Origin of the sequence: Pseudoalteromonas sp. SG43-5 (assembly GCF_014164345.1) — a bacterium.
GTDB lineage: Bacteria > Pseudomonadota > Gammaproteobacteria > Enterobacterales > Alteromonadaceae > Pseudoalteromonas > Pseudoalteromonas distincta.
In genome coordinates, this window is the sequence record NZ_JACJFA010000004.1 from 32,976 (window position 1) to 56,669 (window position 23,694).

Sequence of the window (23,694 nt, forward strand, 5' to 3'; positions counted from 1 at the left end):
TTGTTTGTTTGGGTGTTTATTGCGCAAGAGGCCTAAAAAGGCGCCCTTGCGGTGTATTAATTAGCTAGTCTTTATTTAGCCACTTTTTGATCGAGTCATACATCTCATCTCGTATTAATGGCTGAGCTTTTTTGTTAGGGTGTAAACTATCGTTTTGCATTAGCTCAGGTTGGCTGGCAATATCGAGCATAAAAAAGTTCATTAAATGCGCATTTGTTTCTTCGCTAACGCGCGAAAAAGTGTCAGTAAACATTTTACTGTAACGCGGGCCGTAATTAGGGGGAATGTAAATCTCCATTAAGGCGGTCATCGCATTAGCTGCTTGGCTTTTTTGAATAAGAGACGTTAAGTTAGTTTGCATTTTTTTAACGGGGAAACCACGTAAACCGTCATTAGCGCCTAGCTCAATAAGTACATGAGTGGGTTCGTATTGCTCAAGCAATGCATCTAAACGGCGTAGGGCTCCACCAGATGTTTCGCCACTAATACTGGCGTTGATAAGTTCAATGTCGGCTTGTTCGTCATCGTATTTATCTTGTAACAATTTTACCCAGCCTTCTTCTTGTTGAAGTCCGTAGGCTGCGCTTAAACTGTCACCGAGTATTAAAATCGTGTTGTCGGCTGCTGCGCTCAGCGGTTTGATAACTAAAAATAAAATGAATACTAAACGAAGGATTGAATGAGTCATATGTCAGCGCTTTCTCAATTAAATATAATTCAGGTTAATGGTTTGTCTAAAATAGTTTCTACCTTTGAAGGTGAGCTGCCCATCCTCAGCGACATCAGCTTTAATGTCAAGCATGGTGAGTCTGTTGCTATTGTTGGCACGTCGGGCTCTGGTAAATCAACGTTACTCAGTTTATTAGCGGGGCTGGATACCGCAAGCAGCGGCGAAATATTTTTAGATGGTGAACCATTACACAATTTAGATGAAGAAGAGCGTGCTGCACTGCGCGCGGCTAAAATTGGATTTGTGTTTCAATCGTTTATGTTAGTACAAAGCTTAACGGCACTAGAAAACGTTATGCTACCAGCAGAGCTCGCTGGTGAAAGTGATGCAAAAGAGCAAGCAATTGCTTTGCTTGAAAAAGTAGGCTTGAGCCATCGAATTGATCATTACCCGTCGCAACTCTCTGGCGGTGAACAGCAGCGTGTTGCTATTGCGCGAGCATTTATTGGTACACCTAAAATACTATTTGCTGATGAGCCTTCGGCTAATTTAGACAGCAAAAACGGTAAAATGATTGAATCCTTATTATTTGATTTAAATACTCAGCACGGTACTACGCTTATTTTGGTAACTCACGATGAAGGGCTTGCACAAAAATGTGAGCACATTATTCAAATAGAAGCGGGTTTACTGGTAAAAAGCCAAGTAGAGGACGTTGCTAATGTGGGTTAAGTTAGCGCTTAAGTTATTTTCGCGAGAATTTCGCCGTGGTGAGCTCACGGTTATAAGCGCAGCTATCGCCCTTGCTGTTTTAACCGTGCTTACACTGTCGATGGTTACTGAGCGAATAGGGCAAAGTATTGCGCAAAAAAGCAGTGCTTTTATTGCAGCAGACCGTGTACTTGCAAGCGACCATGTTCTGGACACCGCTTTTATTACTCAAGCACAGAGCCAAAATTTAAAAACGGCGCAAATGGTGTATTTCGACACTATGTTGTTTGCCGATGATGAAATGCAGTTTAGCTCAGTAAAAGCGGCATCTAATGCGTACCCGCTAAAAGGGCAGTTAAAAGTTAAAGATACCCTAACCGGTGAAACTAAAGTTGCTAATAGCGGGCCAACGCCGGGTAATGTGTGGCTAAGTGAGTCGGTATTTTACAGTTTAAATATTGATATAGGCGCGCAAGTAGAGCTTGGCGCGGCATTATTTAATGTTTCAAAAGTTATTGTAGAAGAGCCAGACGCGCCATTTAATGTATTTTCAAGTAGCCGTCGTGTGCTTATTAATATTGACGATGTTGCAAAAACTGAAGTTGTGCAGCCGGGTAGTCGAGTTTATTACCGCCAACTTTATGCAGGTAGTGAGGCCGACATAAATAGCTTTTACGAGTGGCTTAAACCACAAATGAAAGAAAACCAACAATGGTATGGCGTTAAAGACCGCCAATCACCCATTTCAAACAGCTTAAACCGCGCTGAGAGCTTTTTATTACTTGCTGGTTTACTGGGCATTATTTTAGCCGCAGTGGCTATAGCTGTTTCAGCAAAACGTTATTGTGAACGCCAATACGACCCAGTAGCGATGATGAAAACGCTAGGCGGTAGCCGTTCAATGATCCGCAAAATATACATGCTCCATTTATTGCTTGTATGTGCAATGGCGGTAAGTATTGGGCTGTTAATTGGTTATGGCTTGCAAGAAATAGCAACAAGTTACTTATCAAAAAGTATGGGCACAGAGCTGCCTTTAGGTGGCTTTAAACCTTGGCTGGTAGCTATAAGCACTGGCGTAATTTGTGCCGTTATGTTTTCTATTAAACCGTTATTTGATTTATTTGATATTCCACCGCTTAGAGTACTGCGCCGTAACTTAGGTGACAAGTTGGCTGTAAGTCGTGTGCATTTAGGTATGAGTGCGCTAACTGTGTTTTTATTAATGTGGTTATTTAGTAACAACATAAAAATAACGCTTATTTTGTTTATATCAACACTTGCGCTAATTGGTGTGCTGTTTTTAGTATCTAAATTAATATTTGGTGGTGGTCGAAAGCTAGGATTAAAGCCAGGTAATAGTTGGTCGCTTGCAATTGCATCTATCCAAAAGCGTGCCAATGTGAACGCGGTACAGTTAATTAGTTTTTCGTTAGCAATTAAATTACTGCTGTTTTTAGTGGTACTTAAAAACGACATGATATCTGATTGGCAGTCGCAGCTTCCAAACGACGCGCCTAATGCGTTTTTGGTTAATATTACGCAAAATGAGCTTGAGCCAATTAATGAATATTTAGCTCAAAAAGATATTCAGGTATCAGAGTTTTATCCCACTATTCGTGGGCGCGTAAATGCGGTAAACGGCGAGCTGGTAGCACGTTCTGTATCGCTGCAAGACAACGAGAAAAAAGACGAAGAAGCACGTGCAGGTATTGGTCGTGAGCTAAACCTTACATGGCTTAAAGATGTGCCTGACCAAAATGAAGTAACACAAGGCACGTGGTTTGGTGAAAATGCGATGGCTGAGGCTTCAGTAGAGGAGTCGATGCTTGAGCGTTTAGATGTTGAGATAGGCGATACGCTAACATTTTTAATTGGTTCGCAGTCGTTCGATGCTAAAATCACCAGTGTGCGCAAAGTTAATTGGGCCACGCTTAAACCTAACTTTTTTATTATTTTAAGCCCAGATGTACTTGCAGATTTTCCCGCAACGTATATTTCGTCGGTACGTATAAACCCAGACCAAAAGCGTGATTTTAGCCAGTTATTACGTACTTACCCTACTATTACAGCTATTGATATTGATAACTTTGTTAAGCAAATACAAACTACTATTTCGCAAGTATCGCTCGCCATTGGCTTTGTACTTGCAATTGTAGTGCTGTGTGGCGCGCTTGTACTTATATCGCAAGTGCAAGCTAGTTTAGGTGAGCGTATGCAAGAAATTGTAATACTGCGAACGCTTGGGGCTAAAAGCCGATTAATTAAAAACGCGACCCTGTATGAGTTTTTATTACTAGGCGGTTTAGCTGGTTTAGTGGCTGCATTTTTTAGTGATATAGCGCTTTTGATTGTGCAGCAACAAATGTTTGATTTAGCAGGTAAGTTACACCCACATATATGGATTATAGGTCCGGTAGCTGGCGGCGTATTTGTGGCAGGTTTAGGTTATTTAATGATTGCCCGAACACTTAAACAAAATACCCAAGGATTAGTGCGTGCCCTAGGGTAAGCTTAAACTAACATGCTCTGTAAATGCCCACCTAGTACGTGGGCATTTTTGTTTTTCTTTGTACTGGTAATTTATACAGTGCTCTGGCATTATTAGCTTAATTTAAAAATAATAACAATGGAGCGCTGTTTGGCCATCATTTTAGGGATCGATCCTGGTTCACGTTTGACCGGATATGGTGTTGTTGCCCATCAAGGTTCTAAATTTACATACTTAGGCAGTGGCTGTATTAAGTTAGCCGATCATCCTTTTCCGGTTAGGCTTAAAATGATCTACCAAGGCATTACACAGCTTATTGAGCAGTTTTCGCCAGAAACCTTTGCCATTGAAAAAGTATTTATGGCTCACAACCCCGATTCAGCTTTAAAACTTGGCCAAGCTAGAGGCGCTGCTATTGTAGGTGCTGCAATGGCCGACTTGCCCGTATTTGAATATTCAGCTAGGCAAATTAAGCAAGCAGTAGTAGGTAACGGTGGCGCTGATAAAACTCAAGTGCAACACATGGTAAAAAATATTTTAAAACTACCTGGTACGCCACAAGCCGATGCAGCTGATGCACTCGCTATTGCGATTTGCCACGCTCACTCAGAACAAAATTTAATTAAACTAGCGGGCAGCGCAAGCAAAACCGTTAGAGGACGTTTAAGGAAATAATTATGATAGGCCGCTTAAATGGTATTTTAGTCGAAAAACAGCCACCAGAAATATTACTCGAAGTAAGTGGTGTAGGTTACGAAGTACAAATGCCAATGACCTGTTTTTACGATTTACCAAAAATTGGTGAAAATGCGATTGTTTACACTCACTTTGTAGTGCGTGAAGATGCTCAACTATTATTTGGTTTTAATAATAAAGTTGAACGTGCTTTGTTTAGAGAGCTATTAAAAGCAAATGGCGTAGGGCCAAAACTTGGCTTAGCTATTTTATCGGGCATGTCGGCAAAACAATTTGTAAGTTGTGTAAATAACGAAGACTCAACATCGCTTGTTAAATTACCCGGTGTAGGTAAAAAAACAGCCGAGCGTTTAGTACTCGAAATGAAAGACAGGCTAAAAGATTGGGGTAATGATTTATTTACGCCATTTAGCGACAGCGCAGTAATAGAGCCAATGAGCGATGCGACAATTGCTAATAATGCAGCGGATGATGCCGTATCGGCACTGCTTGCATTAGGTTATAAATTGCCACAAGCTCAAAAAGCAGTAAAATCGATAAGTAAACCCGATATGTCTACTGAGGTTCTTATTAGAGAATCTTTAAAATCTATGTTGTGAGTAACCCATGATTGAAGCGGATCGCTTAATTGATGCGACTGAAAAAACAAATGAAGACTCTATAGATCGTGCAATAAGACCAAAACTTTTAGCCGACTACAGAGGCCAGCCTCATGTTAAGCAGCAAATGGAAATTTTTATTGAAGCTGCCCGAACCCGTGGTGAAGCGCTTGATCATTTATTAATATTTGGCCCACCTGGGCTTGGTAAAACCACGCTTGCAAATATTGTAGCCAATGAATTACACGTAAGTATTAAAACAACATCAGGCCCTGTACTTGAAAAAGCAGGCGATTTAGCTGCTCTACTTACTAATTTAGAAGAGGGCGACGTACTGTTTATTGATGAAATACACAGGCTAAGCCCGCAAGTTGAAGAAATACTGTATCCCGCAATGGAAGACTACCAGCTTGATATAATGATTGGTGAAGGTCCAGCTGCGCGTTCTATTAAATTAGACTTACCTGCATTTACACTTATTGGTGCAACCACACGAGCAGGCTCGCTTACATCGCCACTGCGTGACCGTTTTGGAATTGTGCAGCGATTAGAGTTTTATTCTGTAGAAGATTTATCGCACATAGTAGGGCGTTCAGCACATTATCTTGGTTTAGAAATGTGTGACGATGGCGCTACCGAAATTGCCCAGCGCTCGCGCGGCACACCACGTATTGCAAACCGCTTATTGCGCCGTGTACGCGATTACACTCAAGTAAAATCTGACGGCACAGTAAACGCCGATGTAGCTAAGCAAGCCCTTGATATGATTGACGTAGATAAAAGTGGTTTTGATTATATGGACCGCAAATATTTACTCGCCATAATTGAAAAATTTATGGGCGGCCCAGTAGGGCTCGACAATGTAGCGGCTGCTATTGGTGAAGAGCGCGAAACAATAGAAGATGTAATAGAGCCATTTTTAATCCAGCAAGGATTTATTCAGCGTACTCCACGCGGGCGCATAGTGTCTGACAGTGCATACCATCACTTTGGTTTACTTCCTAAAAAAGACTAGCCTATATACTTTACTTGCTGTGGTTTATAGCGCAGCAGGTAATTGTTTCAGTATCCCTTTGTTTCAAATTATTATACTCAAAACCTCAACACACTGTTGCAAATGTTATTTCAAAATACTAATACGCTTTATAGTTAACTGTTAATTCACAGGGCGTTAAGACTCGCGAGGCTATCCTGCGTACCATTCAAACTAGTAAGCGAATTACTTATTGTAAATTAGGTAGGGCAATTATTAGTTTATAAATAAAATATGTAGCGCACTAAATTGCAGGCAAAAAAAAGCCCGCAAAAAATGCGGGCAAACAACAAGTTGAAGGAAGTAATCCAGGGGAACTACGTTTTACTAAATTTGGTTTTATCCAGAAAGAGTAAAACAATGTAATACGATAAAATATCCTATTACTAAGAACTTGGCTTAATGAAACTATCTCATTCAGTGCGCTAGCTCGGTATGGGAGAATAATACGTAAGTTTACTTTTTTGTTCAAACTAGAAAATTTGTATTTTCAGATTAGAAAAACTAATTTAGTGAATTTTATTGTTGTTTGAATCTTGTGCGTTAATTAATCGTTAAATTTATAAGTTTATGAAATTTATAACTTAAGTAATTTATTTCGTTATAGCTCGGTATTAGTTTTACTATTACGTGCAGGTGAGGCTTATAGGTTTTGAGTGTTTATGCTCTTATTTTGAATAAACGGCGCATTTTATGACGTTTCATGTATATATTTACGCATATTTATAGTTAGCGAGTTTGTTTAAAAGTTTAAATAAAATACTGAGGCAAAGGGAAATGCCAACTAAAGCTGTTTTTTAACGTTTTTTGTTGCCTATTCATAGCAATACCGTTGTCAGCTTGAAATGGACTAGATACACTAGATGCAACTTTTGGCCGTGTAAACGGTCATATTTACACAAATTAACCAATTTGCCGTATTTTGAAATTATTTAGGAGTTTAACGTGGGATCAGGGCTTAATTTTTTAGATCTAATTTTAGAAGCAAGTTTGCTTGTTCAATTAGTAATGTTAGGGCTAGTTGCCATGTCTGTAATGTCGTGGACAATTATATTTCAACGTAAAAAAGCAATATCGGATGCGCTAATAAATGCTAAGAAATTTGAGCAAAAGTTTTGGTCGGGTATTGATTTAAGCAAATTATATAACGAGATATCGTCACGCAGCGGTCAGTCTCAAGGCATTGAAGCTTTGTTTACTTCGGGCTTTAAAGAGTTTGCTCGTCATAAAAAGAATACATTTCAAAGTGCGAGTATTGTTATGGAAGGAACGCACCGCTCTATGCGTGTTGCGCTTTCTCGTGAAATTGAGAAAATGGAATCTAGTCTATCGTTTTTAGCAACAGTAGGTTCTATAAGTCCGTACATCGGTTTGTTCGGTACAGTGTGGGGTATAATGAATGCCTTTATTGCACTAGGTGAAGTTAAGCAAGCTACATTACAAATGGTAGCACCAGGTATTGCAGAGGCACTTATTGCGACTGCTATGGGTTTATTTGCGGCGATCCCTGCTGTTATTGCTTATAACCGTTTTTCAAACAGTGTTGAAAAGCTTGAGTCTCACTATATTAACTTTATGGAAGAGTTTGCTAATATTTTACACCGTCAAGCAGCTACACAAATAGAGGCACAAGCGAATGTATCAGCGTAAAAAGCGCCGTCCGGTCGCAGAGATTAATGTAGTACCTTACATTGATGTAATGTTGGTACTACTTATAATATTTATGGCTACAGCACCGCTTATTACGCATGGTGTAAAAGTTGATTTACCTAAAATGGAAGAGTCTGATTTAGTTGATACTAAAGATACTCCGCCTATTATTGCCTCAATAGATGCACAAGGTAAATATTACGTGAGTGTAGGTACTGATCCTGAAGAGCCTATGGAAGCACTTGATGTGGCTGCGGTTATAAAATTACAGCTAATGAAAAACCCTGACGTGCCGGTAATGATTAAAGGCTCGGGTAAGGTGTCGTATCAAGAAGTATTATTACTAATGGATTTTTTGAAAAATGCAGGCGTACCATCAGTAGGATTAATGACTGAATCCTTTGAGGGGAAGTAGCTGTATGAATAGTTCAGTAGTAAAATCAATAGTACTTCATTTAGGGATTGGTGGATTTTTGTATGCCTCTGCAAATATTCATCCGCCAACACCTAAAGTAATGGAAGTAACGCTTAATTCGGCTATACCTACGCCAGATAAAGCGGTATCAGCCGTTACAGTTGATCAAAAACAAGTTGAGCAAAAAATTGCTGAACTTCAAAAGAAAGAAAAAGATAAAAAAAGTGCTGAAGATAAACGTATCCGTGATTTAGAACGCAGAGCGGCCAATGCACGCAAGCAACGTGAATCAGAAGCACGTAATATTAAAAAGCTAGAGCAAGAGCGTAAAGCTAAAGAGAAAGAAAAAGCGCAATCCGAGGCAGAAGCTAAAAAAGCACGTGCCATTCAGCAAAAAGAGCGTTCTGAAACTAAGCAAGCCGAAAAGCAAAAGCAAGAAGCTGAAAACGCAGCAAAAGCAGCAGCTGACAAACGCAAAGCTGAAGAAGAAGCGCTTAAAAAAGCAGAAGCTGAGCGCAAAAAGCGTGAAGAGGAAGCAAAAGAGCGTGCTGCTGAGGCCGAACGTAAACGCCAGCAAGCAATGCAAGAGCAAATGTTACAAGAGCAACTTGCCAAAGAGCAGGCTGCCCGTAGTAAAATACGTCAGCAACAAGTGGTGAGCGAAGTTGATAAGTACCGTGCATTAATTATGGCGCGTATTCAGCAAAACTTACTGATTGATGAAAAAATGAAAAACCAACAGTGCCGAGTTAATATTCGTTTGGGCTTTAATGGTTTAGTAACGCAAGTTAAATCATTAGGTGGCGACAAGTTAGTATGTGAAGCTGCATTAAGAGCAGTGCGAATGGCTGACACATTACCGGTATCTAAAGATAAAGACGTATTCGAAAAACTTAAGAATATTAATTTAACAATCAAGCCAGAATTTTAAAGGAATGATATGTTCAACAAAATAAAAATAGCCTGTTTAGTTTTACTGTTTGGGTTTACGGGTGTTGCTAATGCAGCGCTTGAAATTGTAATAACAGAAGGTGTAGACGGTGCAAGGCCTATTGCCATTGTACCTTTTAAATACCAAGGTGTTGGTCCAATTCCTGAAAAGCTAAGTGGTGTTATTGCTGCCGATTTAATGCGCAGTGGTAAGTTTAAACCTGTTGATGTGGCGCAAATGCCGCAACAGCCAAGTAAAGATGGCGAAATTGATTATGCGTCTTGGGTTAATAAAGGTGTTGAAGCTGTTCTTGTTGGTGAGGTTGAACAACAAACTGATGGGCGTTATTTAGTTCGTTATGAATTAGTTGATGTGATTCGCGGCCAAATTACCGGTGGCAATACGCAAATGATGAGTAACGGTAAGTTAGTTAAAAGCCAAGATCATATTTTAGAAGCGCGTGAAAGTGTTATTGGCGAGAGTGGTTTTCGTCGTTATTCACACCGCATTAGTGATGTTATTTATGAAAAACTAACGGGTGAAAAGGGCGCGTTTTTAACTAAAATTGCATATGTAATAGTACGTGATAACGAGCCTAAACCTTATCAGCTAGTCGTTGCTGATTACGATGGTTTTAACGAACAGGTATTACTTCGTTCAAAAGAACCATTAATGTCGCCAGCATGGTCACCAAATGGTACTAAACTAGCGTATGTAACGTTTGAAAACCGTCAAAGCCAAATTTACATTCAAGATATATACACAGGTAAGCGTGAAATAATAGCAAGCTACCGTGGTATTAATGGTGCACCGCAGTTTTCGCCAGATGGTAAAAAGCTATTATTAGTGCTTTCTAAAGATAAGACGGGTGCGACAGAAGTTTACATGCTTGACCTTGCTACACGTAAAGAAACACGCTTAACAAATCATCGTAGCATAGATACTGAGCCATCTTGGTACCCTAATGGCCAAGATATTGTGTTTACATCTGAAAGGGGTGGTAATGCTCAGATTTATAAGTTAAATTTAAAAACAGGTAGGTCACAACGACTCACCTTTGATGGTGATATGAACCTTGCTGGTTCTATAACACCAGATGGAAAAGAATTAGTGATGGTTAACCGTACCAACGGGCAGTACCATCTTGCTAAGAAAGAGCTGGCTACAGGTGCGTTTCAAGTATTAACGAGAACACGCCTAGATGAATCACCGAGCATAGCGCCAAATGGTTCGATGATTATATACAGCACGCTCCATAATAATAAACAGGTACTTGCGCTAGTATCGATGGACGGCCGCTTTAAAGCACGGTTACCTGTGCTAGACGGACAAGTAAAGGCACCAGCTTGGTCGCCATACTTACAGTAATATTACTGGTTTACTCAAAATAGGAATCTACTCAATGCAACTTAACAAAATACTTAAAGGCCTGCTAATTGCTGTGCCAGTAATGACATTAGCAGCTTGTAGCTCATCTTCTGATATTGATGAAGGTGCTGCAAACCAATCAAATCAAGGCGTTGTTGAGCAATCAACTAACACTGATACAGTTGAAGTAGCTACAATCTCTCCTGAGCAACAAGCAGAAGAGCAACTTCGTCAAAAGTACGAAGCACTACGTCAAGAGCAAGTAATTTACTTTGACTTTGATAAAGCGACTGTTGAAGGTAAGTACGCTGATTTACTTCGTGCACATGCTGAGTTTTTAGTTCAAAACCCATCAGTTAAAGTACTAATTGAAGGCCACGCAGATGAGCGCGGTACTCCAGAGTACAACATTGCACTAGGTGAGCACCGTGGCCAAGCAGTTGAAAAATACCTATTAAGCTTAGGTGTTTCAGCTAGCCAAATGTCAGTGGTAAGCTACGGTGAAGAGAAGCCAATGGTTAAATCTCGCACTGAATCAGCTTTCGCTAAAAACCGCCGTGCGGTACTAGTTTACTAAGATAAGAGATATTATGAAGCCGAAAATTATTTTGGCAGCCATGATATTGAGCGGGAGCACCCAGTTAATGGCTGCTCCCGCTCCTGTTTCAGAAGCTGCAAGTTCACAATCAAGTATTGAGAAGCGATTAGCGTCGCTTGAGAATATGATGCAGTCGCGTAACTTTTTACAAGTAGAGTTACAGCAACAACTTAACTTGTTACAAGACGAAGTAAGTCAAATTCGCGGTGTAACTGAAGAGCAAAGCTACAAACTTGAAAAAGTACTGCAGCGTCAGCGTGAGTTGTATCAAGAGATTGAAAACCGCGTGAGCCAGGCTTATACACAGCCAACAGCAGCTCCAGTAGTCGATCAGGCGCAGCCAAACGATGCACAGAGCTACAGCAGTGACTTATCTGAAAATGAAGCGTACGAGCGTGCTGTTGCGTTAATAATGAAAGATAAACGTTATGATCAAGCGATTCCTGAATTTCAAACGTTTTTAACTACCTATCCAAACTCTGTATATGCGTCTAACGCGCATTATTGGTTAGGGCAGTTGCTTACTATTAAAAATGATGGCGTAAAAGCGGTGGAGCATTTTAAAGTGGTTGTTAACGAATTTCCAAATTCTAATAAACGCCCAGATGCAATGCTAAAGTTAGGCACACTTTTACAAGATCAAGGTTCAGCGGCGCAAGCACAAAAAATATTGAGCGATCTTATCAATCAATACCCAAGTACTACCGCTGCAAAACTAGCAACTGATCGTTTGGGAAACTAAAGTTCACCAGCGATTAAATTTCTAGTTAAGGCGAGCAAACTACATGGAAACTCTCGAAGAATCTTGGATTTGCATGTAGTTTGAGCACAAACGGTTTAATTTTGTGCATCTAGACATAAAAACTTAAAAAAAGAGACAATTTCGGTTGCACTCATTTTATAAATAAGTATTATAAGCGCCCGCAGCAAACGAATGGTTACCCCACTCGAAATGCGACAAAAAGAGCGGGTTATTAGCTCAGTTGGTAGAGCAGTTGACTTTTAATCAATTGGTCGATGGTTCAAATCCATCATAACCCACCATTCTTTGAATGGTCTTTTATCGGCGGATTTACGTACAATACTAAGTTGTTATAAAACGCAACGTCAGAGCGGGTCATTAGCTCAGTTGGTAGAGCAGTTGACTTTTAATCAATTGGTCGATGGTTCAAATCCATCATGACCCACCATTCTTTATTCCTTGTGAATACGGTTTGGCATCAATCGGCGGATTTACGTAAGTTTTAACTTAGTAATAAGTTAGTATCTGGAATGGGTTATTAGCTCAGTTGGTAGAGCAGTTGACTTTTAATCAATTGGTCGATGGTTCAAATCCATCATAACCCACCATTCTTTATTCCTTGTGAATAGTGACTGGTTCCAATCGGCGGATTTACGCAAAGTAGTAAGTTACATTTAAACGTAACAATAGAGCGGGTCATTAGCTCAGTTGGTAGAGCAGTTGACTTTTAATCAATTGGTCGATGGTTCAAATCCATCATGACCCACCATTCTTTATTCCTTGTGAATACGGTTTGGAATCAATCGGCGGATTTACGTAAGCTTCATTCATAATTGAATAAGTGCATAGAGCGGGTTATTAGCTCAGTTGGTAGAGCAGTTGACTTTTAATCAATTGGTCGATGGTTCAAATCCATCATAACCCACCATTCTATGAAAAGTTATATAAGAGCGGGTCATTAGCTCAGTTGGTAGAGCAGTTGACTTTTAATCAATTGGTCGATGGTTCAAATCCATCATGACCCACCATTCTTTTATTCCTTGTGAATAGAATTTGGCATCAGTCGGCGGATATACGTAAGCTTCATTCTTAATTGAATAAGTGCATAGAGCGGGTTATTAGCTCAGTTGGTAGAGCAGTTGACTTTTAATCAATTGGTCGATGGTTCAAATCCATCATAACCCACCATTCTATGACAGTTTAATCGGCGGATCTACGCAAGCTTTTTACAAAGCAGATTTATATTAGAGCGGGTCATTAGCTCAGTTGGTAGAGCAGTTGACTTTTAATCAATTGGTCGATGGTTCAAATCCATCATGACCCACCACTCTCTAATACTTTCCTTTATATTCTTTTTTAATTTCCCACTTTATTTTTTATAAACAGCCTTACTAGTTCGCTGTTATTTGCTTTCATATTCTCGTATAATTCGCCCTAATTAATGCACTGTAGATAAGTGGTCGAGAACATGAGTCTAGCTCAAACTATTATGCCTGAAGGTTATATTTTTCCCCCTAAGCCAGCACCGTTAACACAAGACGAGCAAGGCGAATATAAAGCGCGTATAAAACAATTACTAAAAGATAAAAATGCAGTACTTGTTGCCCATTATTATACCGATCCTGAAATTCAAGCACTTGCTGAAGAAACCGGTGGCTGCGTTGCCGACTCGCTAGAAATGGCGCGTTTTGGCGCACGTCACGATGCAGATATGATTATTGTTGCGGGCGTAAAATTTATGGGCGAAACAGCCAAAATTTTAACGCCAAATAAAACGGTTGTTATGCCAACGCTTGAAGCAACATGTTCGTTAGATATTGGTTGCCCGATAGACGAGTTCTCTGCGTTTTGCGATCAGCACCCTGATCGTAAAGTAGTTGTATATGCAAACACCTCTACGGCTGTTAAAGCACGTGCAGATTGGATTGTAACTTCATCATGTGCACTTGAAATAGTAGAGCACCTTGATGAGCAAGGCGAAAAAATCATTTGGGGCCCAGATAAGCACCTTGGTAGTTATATTCAAAAAAATACCGGTGCTGATATGCTTATGTGGAATGGCGCATGTATTGTACATGACGAGTTTAAAACAAAAGCACTCAAAGACATGAAAGCGCTACACCCAGATGCAGGCGTTTTAGTTCATCCTGAGTCACCAGCAGAAATAGTTGCTCTTGCCGATTCGGTTGGATCTACGAGCCAATTGATCAAAGCAGCGCAAACAATGGACAACAAAAAGTTTATTGTAGCAACCGATCGCGGCATCTTTTATAAAATGCAGCAACTATGTCCAGATAAAGAGTTTTTTGCGGCTCCTACGGCAGGTGAGGGCGCTTCATGTAAAAGTTGCGCTCATTGCCCTTGGATGGCAATGAATGGCTTAAAAGCGATTGAGGAAGCCCTAATTGACCCTAAAGGCAAAGAAGTATTTGTTGATATGGATTTACGCGAAGGCGCACTTAAATCCTTAAATCGCATGCTTGAGTTTACTGCGAGCATGGCTAAGTAACTTTTAAAGTATAAATTAAAAACGGTTAAGTCTTAGATTTAGCCGTTTTTTTGTGCCTATAGGTAAGTGTTGCTTGATTAGTAAGCATTTAAAGGCCCAAATTTAAAAATGCCTTGCACCTTAAGGGTCTATTTCATACTATAGCGCGCTGTTGCATTACACAATTGCAGCACCGTGGAGGGATGGCTGAGTGGCTGAAGGCGCACGCCTGGAAAGTGTGTTTAGGTTTATCCCTAACGAGGGTTCGAATCCCTCTCCCTCCACCATTATTCAATATCAGGACGTCTCATGACGTCCTTTTTTGTGCCTGTAATAAAATAAAATCAATAACTTAGCGTGTCATCTCGTCCCATCCTGTTTCACCCAAGCTCAAAGCTTTAGTATCTAATATGGTATTCCTTTAATAAACTGCCATAATAAAGAATACTAAATTGGAGTAGGGTTCATTTTTTATGGCAAGATCAGCGAAGCAACTTACCGATACAGCGTTAAAGAAAGCAAAAGCAGAGGATAAAGATATAATTTTATCTGATGGTAATGGCCTACAAGTAAAAGTTAGAAAGAGCGGTTCTAAACTATGGAACTTTAATTACTATCATCCAATTACAAAAAAGCGTATTAACATGGGCTTAGGTAAGTATCCCGATATATCTATTGTTAATGCTAGAAAGCTAGCGCAAGAAGCCAGGGAGTTGGTTGCTCTAGGGACTGACCCTAAAGGACATAGAGACGAAACCTTAGCTTTTAAACGAGCACAAGAAGAGTTAACGCTAAATAAAGTCGCTCTAGAGTGGTTTGAGGTTAAAAAACAAAGTTTAACCAAAGACTATGGTGAAGATATTTGGCGATCGTTAAACAAGCATGTTTTATCGGTTATTGGCAAATACCCCATTGGTAAAATTAATGCACCACAAGTGATTAAGATTTTAAAACCTATAGAAGCAAAAGGAACTTTAGAGACGGTTAAGCGGCTATGCCTGTATTTAAGAAAGATCATGATACACGCAGTTAATAGTGGCTACATTAATGCCAATCCACTTGCAGGGATTAGTGAGGTTTTCAAAAAGCCGCAAAAACAAAACATGCCTTCGTTAAAACCAGAGGAGCTGCCTGAATTAATGCAAACACTTGCTATAGCATCAATTAAGCGCGTAACTCGTTTTTTAATTGAATGGCAGTTACATACACTTACGCGCCCAGGTGAAGCTGCCGGTACTCGATGGGATGAAATCGATTTTGGTAATAAACTTTGGACTATACCCCCTGAACGCATGAAAAAGCGCAGAGAGCATGTTATTCCTTTATCAAAACAGGCTTTAGAGTTATTGGAGGCAATAAAACCAATTTCAGGGCACAGAGAGTTTGTTTTTCCGTCAGACAGAAACCCTAGAAATCATATCAACAATGAAACAGCTAATATGGCTCTAAAACGTATGGGGTTTGAAGGTAGATTAGTAAGCCATGGCTTACGTTCGCTTGGGAGTACAACATTAAATGAGCATGAGTTTAACCCAGATGTGATAGAAGCCGCACTTGCGCATGTAGATAAAAATCAAGTTCGTTCTGCTTATAATAGAGCTGAGTACATAGAAAAACGCAGAGAGCTAATGAATTGGTGGAGCGGCCATATAGGCCGAGCATCTCAGGGTACACTGTCGGTAACAGGGCATAAACACCTTTTAAAAATTGGTTAGAAAAATAAGGATATAAAATGGCTTTAACACAAATGCAAATCATTCAGTCATTGGGTGAGGCAATGAGCTGGTTAGAAAGGGAGTTAAGTTGGGATGTGCCTGCAACAGAGCTAAGACATTTAACCGGAAGAATAGGGGAACTGTACGCCGCACTTATAACTAATGGGCGTATGGCAACAGAGGTTAACCAAGCGGGGTACGATGTAGTATCAAGTAGTGGTGAGCGTATATCGGTAAAAACAACAGCTAAAATGGGCTCAAGCGGCCATATAAGCTTTAACACAAATACGTTAGCGTTGGTTGACCGCATCATTATTTTAAGAATAAATACTGAAGAAATGCAGGTTGAGACTTTATTAGATAGCACTGCTGAACAAGCAAAACTACTCATGAATATTGGACCAACAGGTAAAAGCGCTATAGCTATGAGTAAGTTAATAAACATACCAGTTAAGCCACGTGTATTACTAAACGTAAAAGAAGCAACATGGAATAACTACAAATTAGTAGAGCTTGAAAGCGGAACTATTGAAGTGTTTTTAAATGACGAGCTTGTAACACCAAGCAAGCGTTACTTACGTGATATTGCTAAAGAGTTAGGGGTTTCAATTTTAAATGGCAACGGAAATCCATTTAATACACGGCAATTAGGTTCTGTGTTGATTAAAGAGTTATTAAATTAAAGCTATCGTTGTTTATATACAGTAGTTTAAAGCTAAGTAATTAGGCCTCTAATTCACTGAGCTTAAACAAGTTTCATTAACTATGTAATTTATGTATTATGCAGACTCCTCATACAAAAGGATCGTTGATGAAGAATGTACTACTAATAGTTACTGGTGCAAGCCCACAAGTATTAACCGAAACTCTTTTTGCACTTTATCAGCAGGGTAAGCCTATTCCCGAAGAGGTTTTTGTTATAACAACAAAAAGCACAAAGCCAATGCTTACTAATGGATTATTTGAGCAAGGTCATTTAGCTAAACTAATAGCAGATTATAAACTTCCCAACATTAAACTCCCCGATGAAAATATTTGGCTAATAGAAGATGACAAAGGCCAACCTATTAATGATGCTAAATCTGAAATAGAACAAACCTACATGGCAGACTTTATTACGCGTAAAGTGTTTGAACTTACCAATAAAAACGATATTAGTATTCATGCATCGATTGCGGGTGGACGTAAAACAATGGCGTTTTATTTAGGCTATGCCATGTCATTATTAGGCCGTGAGCAAGATTCGCTCAGTCATGTATTTGTGAATAACGAATTTGAATTTGTTAGAGACTTTTACTACCCAACACCTTACGACCACATTATTGATGGTAAAAATGGCACGCAAGTAAACTGTATTAATGCAAAGGTAACCCTTGCCGAAATACCCTTTGTACGAATGCGCCAATCTATCGACGAAACCCTCATTGCAAATATGCAAAGTGCATCGTTTAGCCAAACAGTAGCGAGCTTAAACTCAGCGCATAAAAAAGATTTAGCCCTTGAAGTAAACGCAAAAGCAAAAACGCTCACCTTTGCAGGTATCGAAATTAAACTTACCGCAAAAGAAACCGCCTTTTATTTATGGTTAAACCAATACAGCCAAAGTGAACATAAAAAGCTAGTTGTGGGTCGTAATTTTGAAGAGTCTTTGCGTTACAGCAAAGAATATCTCATGCTTTTACAGCAAAATAGTAGTGATTTACGTATATTCCGCGATACGTTTGGCATAGAGCCCGAAGATTTTAGAGATGGTTTTCACAGTAATTTAAAGGTAATGGAAAAAACCTTTGTGCAGCAAACTTGCAGCCGCATAAAGAGTAAAATAAATAAGGCGTTACCCAACGAGCTTGCTAAAAAAATAGCGATTGACTCCAATAACCAAAGCTTTGAAACAAGCTACTGGTTAAGTGCAGTAACACATAATATAAAAATAAATATAACGGCTTAATATTCGCAAGCTTGCAAACGCATAAAAATAATAACGCATGGTAAATTAGTTGATAAGGAAGTAATCAGGAATGAAGCAATCAATGAACTTTGAACATATTCAATCTAAGTGGCCAGAGCTACACCAGTTAGCCGCTTTTGCAGAAGACTATGCGATTACCGATCCACAAAGCTCACTAGTTAAGCTGCGTTGCTTTGCCGAAAAAGTAGTAGGCTACTTATATAAAGAACTTCGCTTACCTGTTTTACCAACGTCTAACATTTTCGACAAACTTACCGCCGACGACTTTACCAGCGCAGTCCCGCGTTTAATTACCGATAAGCTCCATGCCATACGTAAAAGCGGCAACCAAGCCGCGCATGAAGGCAAAGTAGATCAACAACAAGCTATTTGGATATTAAAAGAAAGCTACTTTGTAGCCTCTTATTTGTTTATGGCTTATGCCAATGGCACGCAACAAGAATGCCCAGAGTTTAAAGCGCCTGAGCAAACACAGCCAACTAATCAAAGTGATGCCCAGTTTGCCAAAAAGAACAAACAACTCACTCAGCAGCTAGCCGAAAATCAAGCCCGTTTAAAACGCGCACTTGACGAATTAGAAGCCGCAGAGCTTGCACAAAAACTAGCCCAGCAGCAAGCAGCAAAACTAAAACAAACTATTGATGCGGAAAAGCTTAACCAGGTTAAAACCCGAAATGAGCAAATTGTTAACTCAAGTTTTAACTTTAACGAAGATGAAACCCGTAAACGCATTATCGACTTAGACCTGCGTAATGCAGGTTGGAATGTAGCACTTGACGACAAATCAACAGAAGACGTTGGCAAAGAAGTAAAAGTAACAGATCAACCTACAACAACAGGTATAGGCTATGTTGATTACGTATTATGGGATGACGACGGAAAGCCACTTGCTGTAATAGAAGCCAAACGCACCCGCGAAAACATCGAAAAAGGCCGCCAGCAAGCAACGCTTTATGCCAACGCGCTCGAAAAGCAATTTGGGCAACGGCCCGTTATTTTTTACTCGAACGGTTGGGATATAAAAATTCTAGACGACGCGCAAGGTTATAACAGCCGAGGTTTATACGGTTACTACTCAAAAGATTCCCTGCAGTACTTAATAAAGCAACGCACGCTTAAAAAAGAGCTAAACACCACGCCAATAGACACCGCAGTAGCAGGGCGTTTGTATCAAATGGAAACTATAACTCGTGTGTGTGAGCGTTTTAGTGATAAACACCGCAAAGCGCTTATTGTGCAAGCAACCGGCACAGGTAAAACACGCGTATCTATCGCCCTTGCAAAACGGCTGCTCGATGCAGGTTGGGCTAAGCGCGTACTGTTTTTATGTGACCGAAAAGAGCTACGTAAACAAGCGGGTAATGCCTTTACCGAGCATACCAAAGAGCCTGTACACATTGTAGGCAAAAGCGCTAAAAACACCGCAGCCAGCGCGCGTGTATTTATAGCAACCTACCCAGGCATGCTGCGTATAATGAATAAGTACGACGTAGGTCACTTTGACTTAATAGTAGCCGATGAATCGCACCGTTCAATTTATAATATTTATGGTGATATTTTTAAATACTTTGATGCATTAGAAGTGGGCTTAACCGCCACGCCGGTAGAAATGGTATCGCGCTCAACCTGTGATTTGTTTAGCTGTGATTACAAAATGCCAACAGCCAATTACCCACTTGAAGACGCCATAGAGCAAGGCAACTTAGTTCCTTACAAAATTGTAAGTTACACCACGCAGTTTTTACGCGAAGGCATTAAAAAAGACAACCTAACTGATGAGCAAATAGCCCAACTAGAAGAGCAAGGGATTGATCCGAACGAGCTCGACTTTGATGCAAAACAAATAGACGAAGCCATTAAAAATAAAGACACCAACAGGCTAATACTACGTAACCTAATGGAAAAAGGCCTGCGGGACAAAGACGGCCAGCTACCTGGTAAAACAATAGTATTTGCCCGTAACATAGCCCACGCCGAATTAATGGCGCAGCTGTTTAGCGAGCTTTACCCGCAGCATGGTGCTAATTTTTGCCGCGTTATTCACTCAAAGTACGAACGCGCTGAAGAGCTAATAGACGACTTTAAATCAAGCGACGAAAACAGCGTACGCATAGCCGTATCGGTCGATATGCTCGACACCGGCATAGACGTACCAGAATGTGTAAACCTTGTATTTGCCAAACCCATAAAATCAAAAGTAAAATTTTGGCAAATGATTGGCCGTGGCACACGCTTATGCGAAAACCTATATGGCCCAGGTAAGCACAAAACTCACTTTTTAATATTCGACCACTGGGCAAATTTTGAATACTTTGATGAAAACCCAGAAGAAGAAGACGTAAAACAAGCTAAATCGTTACTGCAAAAGCTATTTGAAGCGCGGGTAACCCTTGCACAAACCGCCCTCAAAAAAGCCAATATGGATGTGTTTGACCAAACAATAAAATTAATTCACGACGATATTTGCTTACTGCCAATGGAATCAATATCGGTGCGCGACAACTGGCTAGTGGTCGAAACCTTTAAAGACCTAAAACGCCTTAATCAGTTTATCCCTGATGATGTACAAACGTTGCTAGAAGAAGTAGCGCCGCTTATGCAATGGCGTAACATTATGGGGCAAAGTGAAGCCTATAAATTTGATTCTGAGCTAACCACCATTCAAACGCTGTTACTTACTGATGAAAGCCAAATTGATTTAGCTAAACAAAATGTAATGAACAAAGTTGAATCGCTACAAATGCACTTAAACGAAGTACGTAGCAAAGCACCTGCAATAGCAGAAATACAAACCGAGCAATATTGGCAGTATTTAACCCATGCAGCGCTTGAGCAAAGCCGCATTAATTTACGCAGTATTATACACCTGCGTAATAAAGACATAACACCGCCAAAAAGTGACTTTATACTCGATATAAAAGAAGACGCAAACCAAATACACGAAGCCGACAGGCTTACAAAAATAGTCTCTATTGATTATCAAATATACCGCCAAGAGGTAGAAAAAACACTCACCCCGTTATTTGAAACAGACAGCGTACTTAAAAAAATTCGCAATGGCGAACAAGTAACCGAGGCCGACTTAGCGCAATTAAGCTCGTTAGTGCATACGCAAAACCCAAGTGTTGATTTAAACACATTAAAAGAGTTTTTTCCCGAATCAACCGCGACGCTCGACAAAATATTGCGTACCATAGTCGGCATGAACAAAAACGCCATAGAACAGAGCTTTACTAACTTTGTGCAGCAAATACACACCCATGTAAATGCTAAACAACAGCGCTTTATTGGTATGTTAAAAAACCACCTAATTCGCCACGGTTCTATTGAAATAGCTCAGCTTTACGATGCACCTTTTACACAAATACACGACATGGGGCTCGATGGCGTATTTAGCCAGCAACAAGCCGACGTAATAGAGCAATTTATTAAGCAGTTTGATGTAAAACTAGGCGATAAAGCCCAAAGCGTTGAAAAGCAAATACACCTTTAATTTTATAAGCGCATAATTTACACCGCGCTTAAACAGCACTAACTAGGATACACATTAATGATAACCGGACCTTTAAAAAGTAAAATTGACAAACTATGGGAAGAATTTTGGACAGGCGGCATTACTAACCCGCTTACCGTAGTAGAGCAAATTACTTTTTTAATGTACGCCCGTATGCTCGACATGAACGAGCAAGCCGACGAAAAACGAAGTGCCCGTACTAAGCAGTCATTTAACCGCCGCTTTACCGACACCGAGCAACATATTCGTTGGCAAAACTTGCGCCATTTAGGGGCCGAAGAGTTATACAAACTGGTTAAAGATGAGCTATTCCCGTTTTTTTCAAAAACCTCAGACGACGTATCGCCAGAAGGCGCGGTATTTAATGAGTTTATGAAAGACGCGCAATTAATGATTCAAAAGCAAAGCTTATTGGTAAAAGCGGTTGAAATGGTAAACGACCTACCGCTTGAAAACTCAGACACCAAAGGCGATTTGTACGAATATCTATTAAGTAAACTCACCACCGCAGGCATTAACGGCCAGTTTAGAACGCCGCGCCACATTATACGCGCCATGGTCGAAATGATGGACCCAAGCACCACCAGCCAAATATGCGACCCATCAACCGGCACCGGTGGCTTTTTGTCGGTAAGTTACGAATACCTATTACAAAAATACACATCAGCCGAGGGCATCGAGCGCGAACCCGTGCTTGACGTAAATGGCAATATACAGCTTGATGACAGCGGTAAACCGCTTGAAAACCTACTTTACTCTGGCGATTTGATCACCCCAGAGCAGCGCACCCATATAGATACAAACATGTTCAACGGCTTTGATTTTGACGCCACCATGCTACGCGTAGCCGCTATGAACCTAGTAATGCACGGTATTAAACAGCCGGGTATTCATTATCAAGATACCCTAAGCCAAAACTTTAAAGAGCACTACCCGCAAAAGGCCAAAGAAGGGTACGACATAATTCTCGCCAACCCGCCATTTAAAGGCAGCCTAGACGAAGAAGACGTATGCCCTGAGTTATTACGCAAAGTAAAAACTAAAAAAACTGAGCTGCTATTTGTTGCCCTTATAGAGCGCATGTTAAAAGTGGGCGGGCAGTCGGCGACTATCGTGCCCGACGGCGTATTATTTGGCTCATCAAAAGCGCACGTACAACTGCGCCAAATGCTGGTGGATAACAACCAGCTAGAAGCCGTAATTTCACTGCCAAGTGGCGTGTTTAAACCCTACGCCGGTGTATCAACGGCAATACTTATATTTACCAAAGGCGGCAGCACCGACAACGTCTGGTTTTACGACGTACAAGCCGACGGTTTTAGCTTGGATGACAAGCGCACCCCAATAAAAGCCAACGACTTACCAGAATTAGTCGAACAATTTAAAGCTCGCGATAAATCACAAGCGACAAGTGATGCTAACGATAAAACCCAAAAGGCGTTTTGGGTCAGTAAAGACGACATAACCAGCAATAAATACGACCTTTCAATCAACCGCTACAAAGAGGTAGTTTACGAAGAAGAAAAATACGATCCGCCAAAAGAAATTTTAGGTAAATTAGTGAGCTTAGAAAACGAAATACTGGCTGATTTAAAAGAGTTGGAGGGTATGTTGTGAGTTGGTCTCTAGTTAAGATAGGTGATGTTGCGCCTTCTAAACCGATTAAAAATCCAGACATTATTGATGAAAAGCCTGTTTGGCTACTAAATTTAGATAAAGTCGAGTCGCAATCAGGGGTTGTGACTGAAAAAGTTTATGACTTAGTTAAATCTGCAGGTTCTTCAACACATTGGTTTGATGAACGACATGTGCTTTATTCAAAATTACGTCCTTATCTAAATAAAGTCGTTTTACCAGATGAACAAGGGTTAGCTACTACGGAACTGGTGCCTTTGTGTCCTGATGGGGAAAGGCTTGATAGGAGGTACTTAACCTATTACTTGCGATCAAAGTACTTTGTAAATTGGATTAGTGATCAAGTGGCTGGTGCAAAAATGCCTCGTGTTTCAATGAATATTTTTTGGAATCATAAAATCCCACTGCCACCGCTGGATGAGTAAAAACGCATAGCCGCGATTTTAGATAAAGCCGACGCCATCCGTCG

General features: G+C 40.3%; 19 protein-coding genes and 9 tRNA genes. 27 read left to right on the forward strand and 1 reads right to left on the reverse strand.

The annotated features are described in order from the left end of the window. Nucleotides 1-64: 64 nt before the first annotated feature. Entirely contained in the window at nucleotides 65-688 is a 624-nt protein-coding gene (locus H5161_RS05655; RefSeq protein WP_039490141.1) for an arylesterase, read from the reverse strand. On the opposite strand from H5161_RS05655, the gene H5161_RS05660 reads away from it, so the two are divergent. From H5161_RS05660 to H5161_RS20235, 27 genes are all read left to right on the forward strand, one after another. Next, complete coding sequence (locus tag H5161_RS05660) at nucleotides 689-1,402, forward strand: ABC transporter ATP-binding protein (protein WP_154903889.1); 714 nt, start codon at nucleotides 689-691, stop codon at nucleotides 1,400-1,402. Beyond that, nucleotides 1,392-3,893: an ABC transporter permease gene (locus tag H5161_RS05665; RefSeq protein WP_182671772.1), complete on the forward strand. Its 2,502-nt coding sequence runs from the start codon at nucleotides 1,392-1,394 to the stop codon at nucleotides 3,891-3,893. The genes H5161_RS05660 and H5161_RS05665 overlap by 11 nt, the downstream gene beginning before the upstream one ends. Nucleotides 3,894-4,022: 129 nt before the next feature. After that, nucleotides 4,023-4,547 carry a crossover junction endodeoxyribonuclease RuvC gene (gene ruvC / locus H5161_RS05670; RefSeq protein WP_002960649.1) on the forward strand — a complete coding sequence of 175 codons (525 nt, stop codon included), beginning with the start codon at nucleotides 4,023-4,025 and terminating at the stop codon, nucleotides 4,545-4,547. A 2-nt stretch (nucleotides 4,548-4,549) separates the two neighbouring features. Next, nucleotides 4,550-5,167 (forward strand): Holliday junction branch migration protein RuvA, encoded by a 618-nt coding sequence (gene ruvA / locus H5161_RS05675; RefSeq protein ID WP_002960647.1) that lies wholly within the window; start codon nucleotides 4,550-4,552, stop codon nucleotides 5,165-5,167. A 7-nt stretch (nucleotides 5,168-5,174) separates the two neighbouring features. Further along, nucleotides 5,175-6,182, forward strand: a complete 1,008-nt coding sequence (gene ruvB, locus H5161_RS05680; RefSeq protein ID WP_002960645.1) for a Holliday junction branch migration DNA helicase RuvB — start codon at nucleotides 5,175-5,177, stop codon at nucleotides 6,180-6,182. A gap of 963 nt (nucleotides 6,183-7,145) precedes the next feature. Then, nucleotides 7,146-7,850: a protein TolQ gene (gene tolQ, locus H5161_RS05685; RefSeq protein ID WP_002960643.1), complete on the forward strand. Its 705-nt coding sequence runs from the start codon at nucleotides 7,146-7,148 to the stop codon at nucleotides 7,848-7,850. Next, nucleotides 7,837-8,265, forward strand: coding sequence for a protein TolR (gene tolR, locus H5161_RS05690; RefSeq protein WP_002960641.1), 429 nt, complete (start codon nucleotides 7,837-7,839; stop codon nucleotides 8,263-8,265). Before tolQ ends, tolR begins: the two co-directional genes overlap by 14 nt. 4 nt (nucleotides 8,266-8,269) lie before the next feature. Then, nucleotides 8,270-9,196 (forward strand): cell envelope integrity protein TolA, encoded by a 927-nt coding sequence (tolA, locus tag H5161_RS05695; RefSeq protein ID WP_182768878.1) that lies wholly within the window; start codon nucleotides 8,270-8,272, stop codon nucleotides 9,194-9,196. A 9-nt stretch (nucleotides 9,197-9,205) separates the two neighbouring features. After that, nucleotides 9,206-10,564: a Tol-Pal system beta propeller repeat protein TolB gene (tolB, locus tag H5161_RS05700; protein ID WP_138488837.1), complete on the forward strand. Its 1,359-nt coding sequence runs from the start codon at nucleotides 9,206-9,208 to the stop codon at nucleotides 10,562-10,564. Between the two features lie 34 nt (nucleotides 10,565-10,598). Further along, nucleotides 10,599-11,141, forward strand: a complete 543-nt coding sequence (gene pal / locus H5161_RS05705; RefSeq protein WP_002960636.1) for a peptidoglycan-associated lipoprotein Pal — start codon at nucleotides 10,599-10,601, stop codon at nucleotides 11,139-11,141. Nucleotides 11,142-11,154: 13 nt separating this feature from the next. Further along, on the forward strand, nucleotides 11,155-11,904 hold the full coding sequence (ybgF, locus tag H5161_RS05710; RefSeq protein WP_033021320.1) for a tol-pal system protein YbgF: 750 nt from the start codon (nucleotides 11,155-11,157) through the stop codon (nucleotides 11,902-11,904). Between the two features lie 226 nt (nucleotides 11,905-12,130). After that, nucleotides 12,131-12,206: transfer RNA gene (locus tag H5161_RS05715), tRNA-Lys, on the forward strand. A 70-nt stretch (nucleotides 12,207-12,276) separates the two neighbouring features. Next, a tRNA-Lys gene (locus H5161_RS05720) sits at nucleotides 12,277-12,352 on the forward strand. An 84-nt stretch (nucleotides 12,353-12,436) separates the two neighbouring features. Continuing rightward, nucleotides 12,437-12,512, forward strand: a tRNA-Lys gene (locus H5161_RS05725). An 85-nt stretch (nucleotides 12,513-12,597) separates the two neighbouring features. Next, nucleotides 12,598-12,673: transfer RNA gene (locus H5161_RS05730), tRNA-Lys, on the forward strand. Nucleotides 12,674-12,756: 83 nt separating this feature from the next. Continuing rightward, nucleotides 12,757-12,832: transfer RNA gene (locus tag H5161_RS05735), tRNA-Lys, on the forward strand. Between the two features lie 24 nt (nucleotides 12,833-12,856). Further along, nucleotides 12,857-12,932 (forward strand) — tRNA-Lys (locus H5161_RS05740). 84 nt (nucleotides 12,933-13,016) lie between these two features. Beyond that, nucleotides 13,017-13,092, forward strand: a tRNA-Lys gene (locus H5161_RS05745). Nucleotides 13,093-13,155: 63 nt separating this feature from the next. Next, a tRNA-Lys gene (locus H5161_RS05750) sits at nucleotides 13,156-13,231 on the forward strand. Between the two features lie 141 nt (nucleotides 13,232-13,372). After that, nucleotides 13,373-14,413 carry a quinolinate synthase NadA gene (nadA, locus tag H5161_RS05755; protein ID WP_182693277.1) on the forward strand — a complete coding sequence of 347 codons (1,041 nt, stop codon included), beginning with the start codon at nucleotides 13,373-13,375 and terminating at the stop codon, nucleotides 14,411-14,413. Between the two features lie 176 nt (nucleotides 14,414-14,589). Beyond that, nucleotides 14,590-14,679 (forward strand) — tRNA-Ser (locus H5161_RS05760). Nucleotides 14,680-14,865: 186 nt separating this feature from the next. Next, nucleotides 14,866-16,107, forward strand: a complete 1,242-nt coding sequence (locus H5161_RS05765) for an integrase domain-containing protein (RefSeq protein WP_182768879.1) — start codon at nucleotides 14,866-14,868, stop codon at nucleotides 16,105-16,107. Between the two features lie 17 nt (nucleotides 16,108-16,124). Beyond that, entirely contained in the window at nucleotides 16,125-16,790 is a 666-nt protein-coding gene (locus H5161_RS05770) for a DUF6998 domain-containing protein (RefSeq protein WP_182768880.1), read from the forward strand. A 128-nt stretch (nucleotides 16,791-16,918) separates the two neighbouring features. Beyond that, nucleotides 16,919-18,055, forward strand: a complete 1,137-nt coding sequence (gene csm6 / locus H5161_RS05775; RefSeq protein ID WP_182768881.1) for a CRISPR-associated ring nuclease Csm6 — start codon at nucleotides 16,919-16,921, stop codon at nucleotides 18,053-18,055. Between the two features lie 70 nt (nucleotides 18,056-18,125). Next, nucleotides 18,126-21,569, forward strand: a complete 3,444-nt coding sequence (locus H5161_RS05780) for a DEAD/DEAH box helicase family protein (RefSeq protein WP_182768882.1) — start codon at nucleotides 18,126-18,128, stop codon at nucleotides 21,567-21,569. A gap of 57 nt (nucleotides 21,570-21,626) precedes the next feature. Then, nucleotides 21,627-23,207, forward strand: a complete 1,581-nt coding sequence (locus tag H5161_RS05785) for a class I SAM-dependent DNA methyltransferase (protein ID WP_182768883.1) — start codon at nucleotides 21,627-21,629, stop codon at nucleotides 23,205-23,207. Continuing rightward, nucleotides 23,204-23,650 carry a restriction endonuclease subunit S gene (locus tag H5161_RS20235; RefSeq protein ID WP_182768884.1) on the forward strand — a complete coding sequence of 149 codons (447 nt, stop codon included), beginning with the start codon at nucleotides 23,204-23,206 and terminating at the stop codon, nucleotides 23,648-23,650. The genes H5161_RS05785 and H5161_RS20235 overlap by 4 nt, the downstream gene beginning before the upstream one ends. Nucleotides 23,651-23,694: the final 44 nt, after the last annotated feature.

What these genes read in the sequence shown, in the direction of transcription:
- H5161_RS05655 (WP_039490141.1), bottom strand. Translation starts at nt 688, where the DNA reads ATGACTCATTCAATCCTTCGTTTAGTATTCATTTTATTTTTAGTTATC.
- H5161_RS05660 (WP_154903889.1), top strand. Translation starts at nt 689, where the DNA reads ATGTCAGCGCTTTCTCAATTAAATATAATTCAGGTTAATGGTTTGTCT.
- H5161_RS05665 (WP_182671772.1), top strand. Translation starts at nt 1,392, where the DNA reads ATGTGGGTTAAGTTAGCGCTTAAGTTATTTTCGCGAGAATTTCGCCGT.
- ruvA (WP_002960647.1), top strand. Translation starts at nt 4,550, where the DNA reads ATGATAGGCCGCTTAAATGGTATTTTAGTCGAAAAACAGCCACCAGAA.
- ruvB (WP_002960645.1), top strand. Translation starts at nt 5,175, where the DNA reads ATGATTGAAGCGGATCGCTTAATTGATGCGACTGAAAAAACAAATGAA.
- tolR (WP_002960641.1), top strand. Translation starts at nt 7,837, where the DNA reads ATGTATCAGCGTAAAAAGCGCCGTCCGGTCGCAGAGATTAATGTAGTA.
- tolA (WP_182768878.1), top strand. Translation starts at nt 8,270, where the DNA reads ATGAATAGTTCAGTAGTAAAATCAATAGTACTTCATTTAGGGATTGGT.
- tolB (WP_138488837.1), top strand. Translation starts at nt 9,206, where the DNA reads ATGTTCAACAAAATAAAAATAGCCTGTTTAGTTTTACTGTTTGGGTTT.
- pal (WP_002960636.1), top strand. Translation starts at nt 10,599, where the DNA reads ATGCAACTTAACAAAATACTTAAAGGCCTGCTAATTGCTGTGCCAGTA.
- ybgF (WP_033021320.1), top strand. Translation starts at nt 11,155, where the DNA reads ATGAAGCCGAAAATTATTTTGGCAGCCATGATATTGAGCGGGAGCACC.
- nadA (WP_182693277.1), top strand. Translation starts at nt 13,373, where the DNA reads ATGAGTCTAGCTCAAACTATTATGCCTGAAGGTTATATTTTTCCCCCT.
- H5161_RS05765 (WP_182768879.1), top strand. Translation starts at nt 14,866, where the DNA reads ATGGCAAGATCAGCGAAGCAACTTACCGATACAGCGTTAAAGAAAGCA.
- H5161_RS05770 (WP_182768880.1), top strand. Translation starts at nt 16,125, where the DNA reads ATGGCTTTAACACAAATGCAAATCATTCAGTCATTGGGTGAGGCAATG.
- csm6 (WP_182768881.1), top strand. Translation starts at nt 16,919, where the DNA reads ATGAAGAATGTACTACTAATAGTTACTGGTGCAAGCCCACAAGTATTA.
- H5161_RS05780 (WP_182768882.1), top strand. Translation starts at nt 18,126, where the DNA reads ATGAAGCAATCAATGAACTTTGAACATATTCAATCTAAGTGGCCAGAG.
- H5161_RS05785 (WP_182768883.1), top strand. Translation starts at nt 21,627, where the DNA reads ATGATAACCGGACCTTTAAAAAGTAAAATTGACAAACTATGGGAAGAA.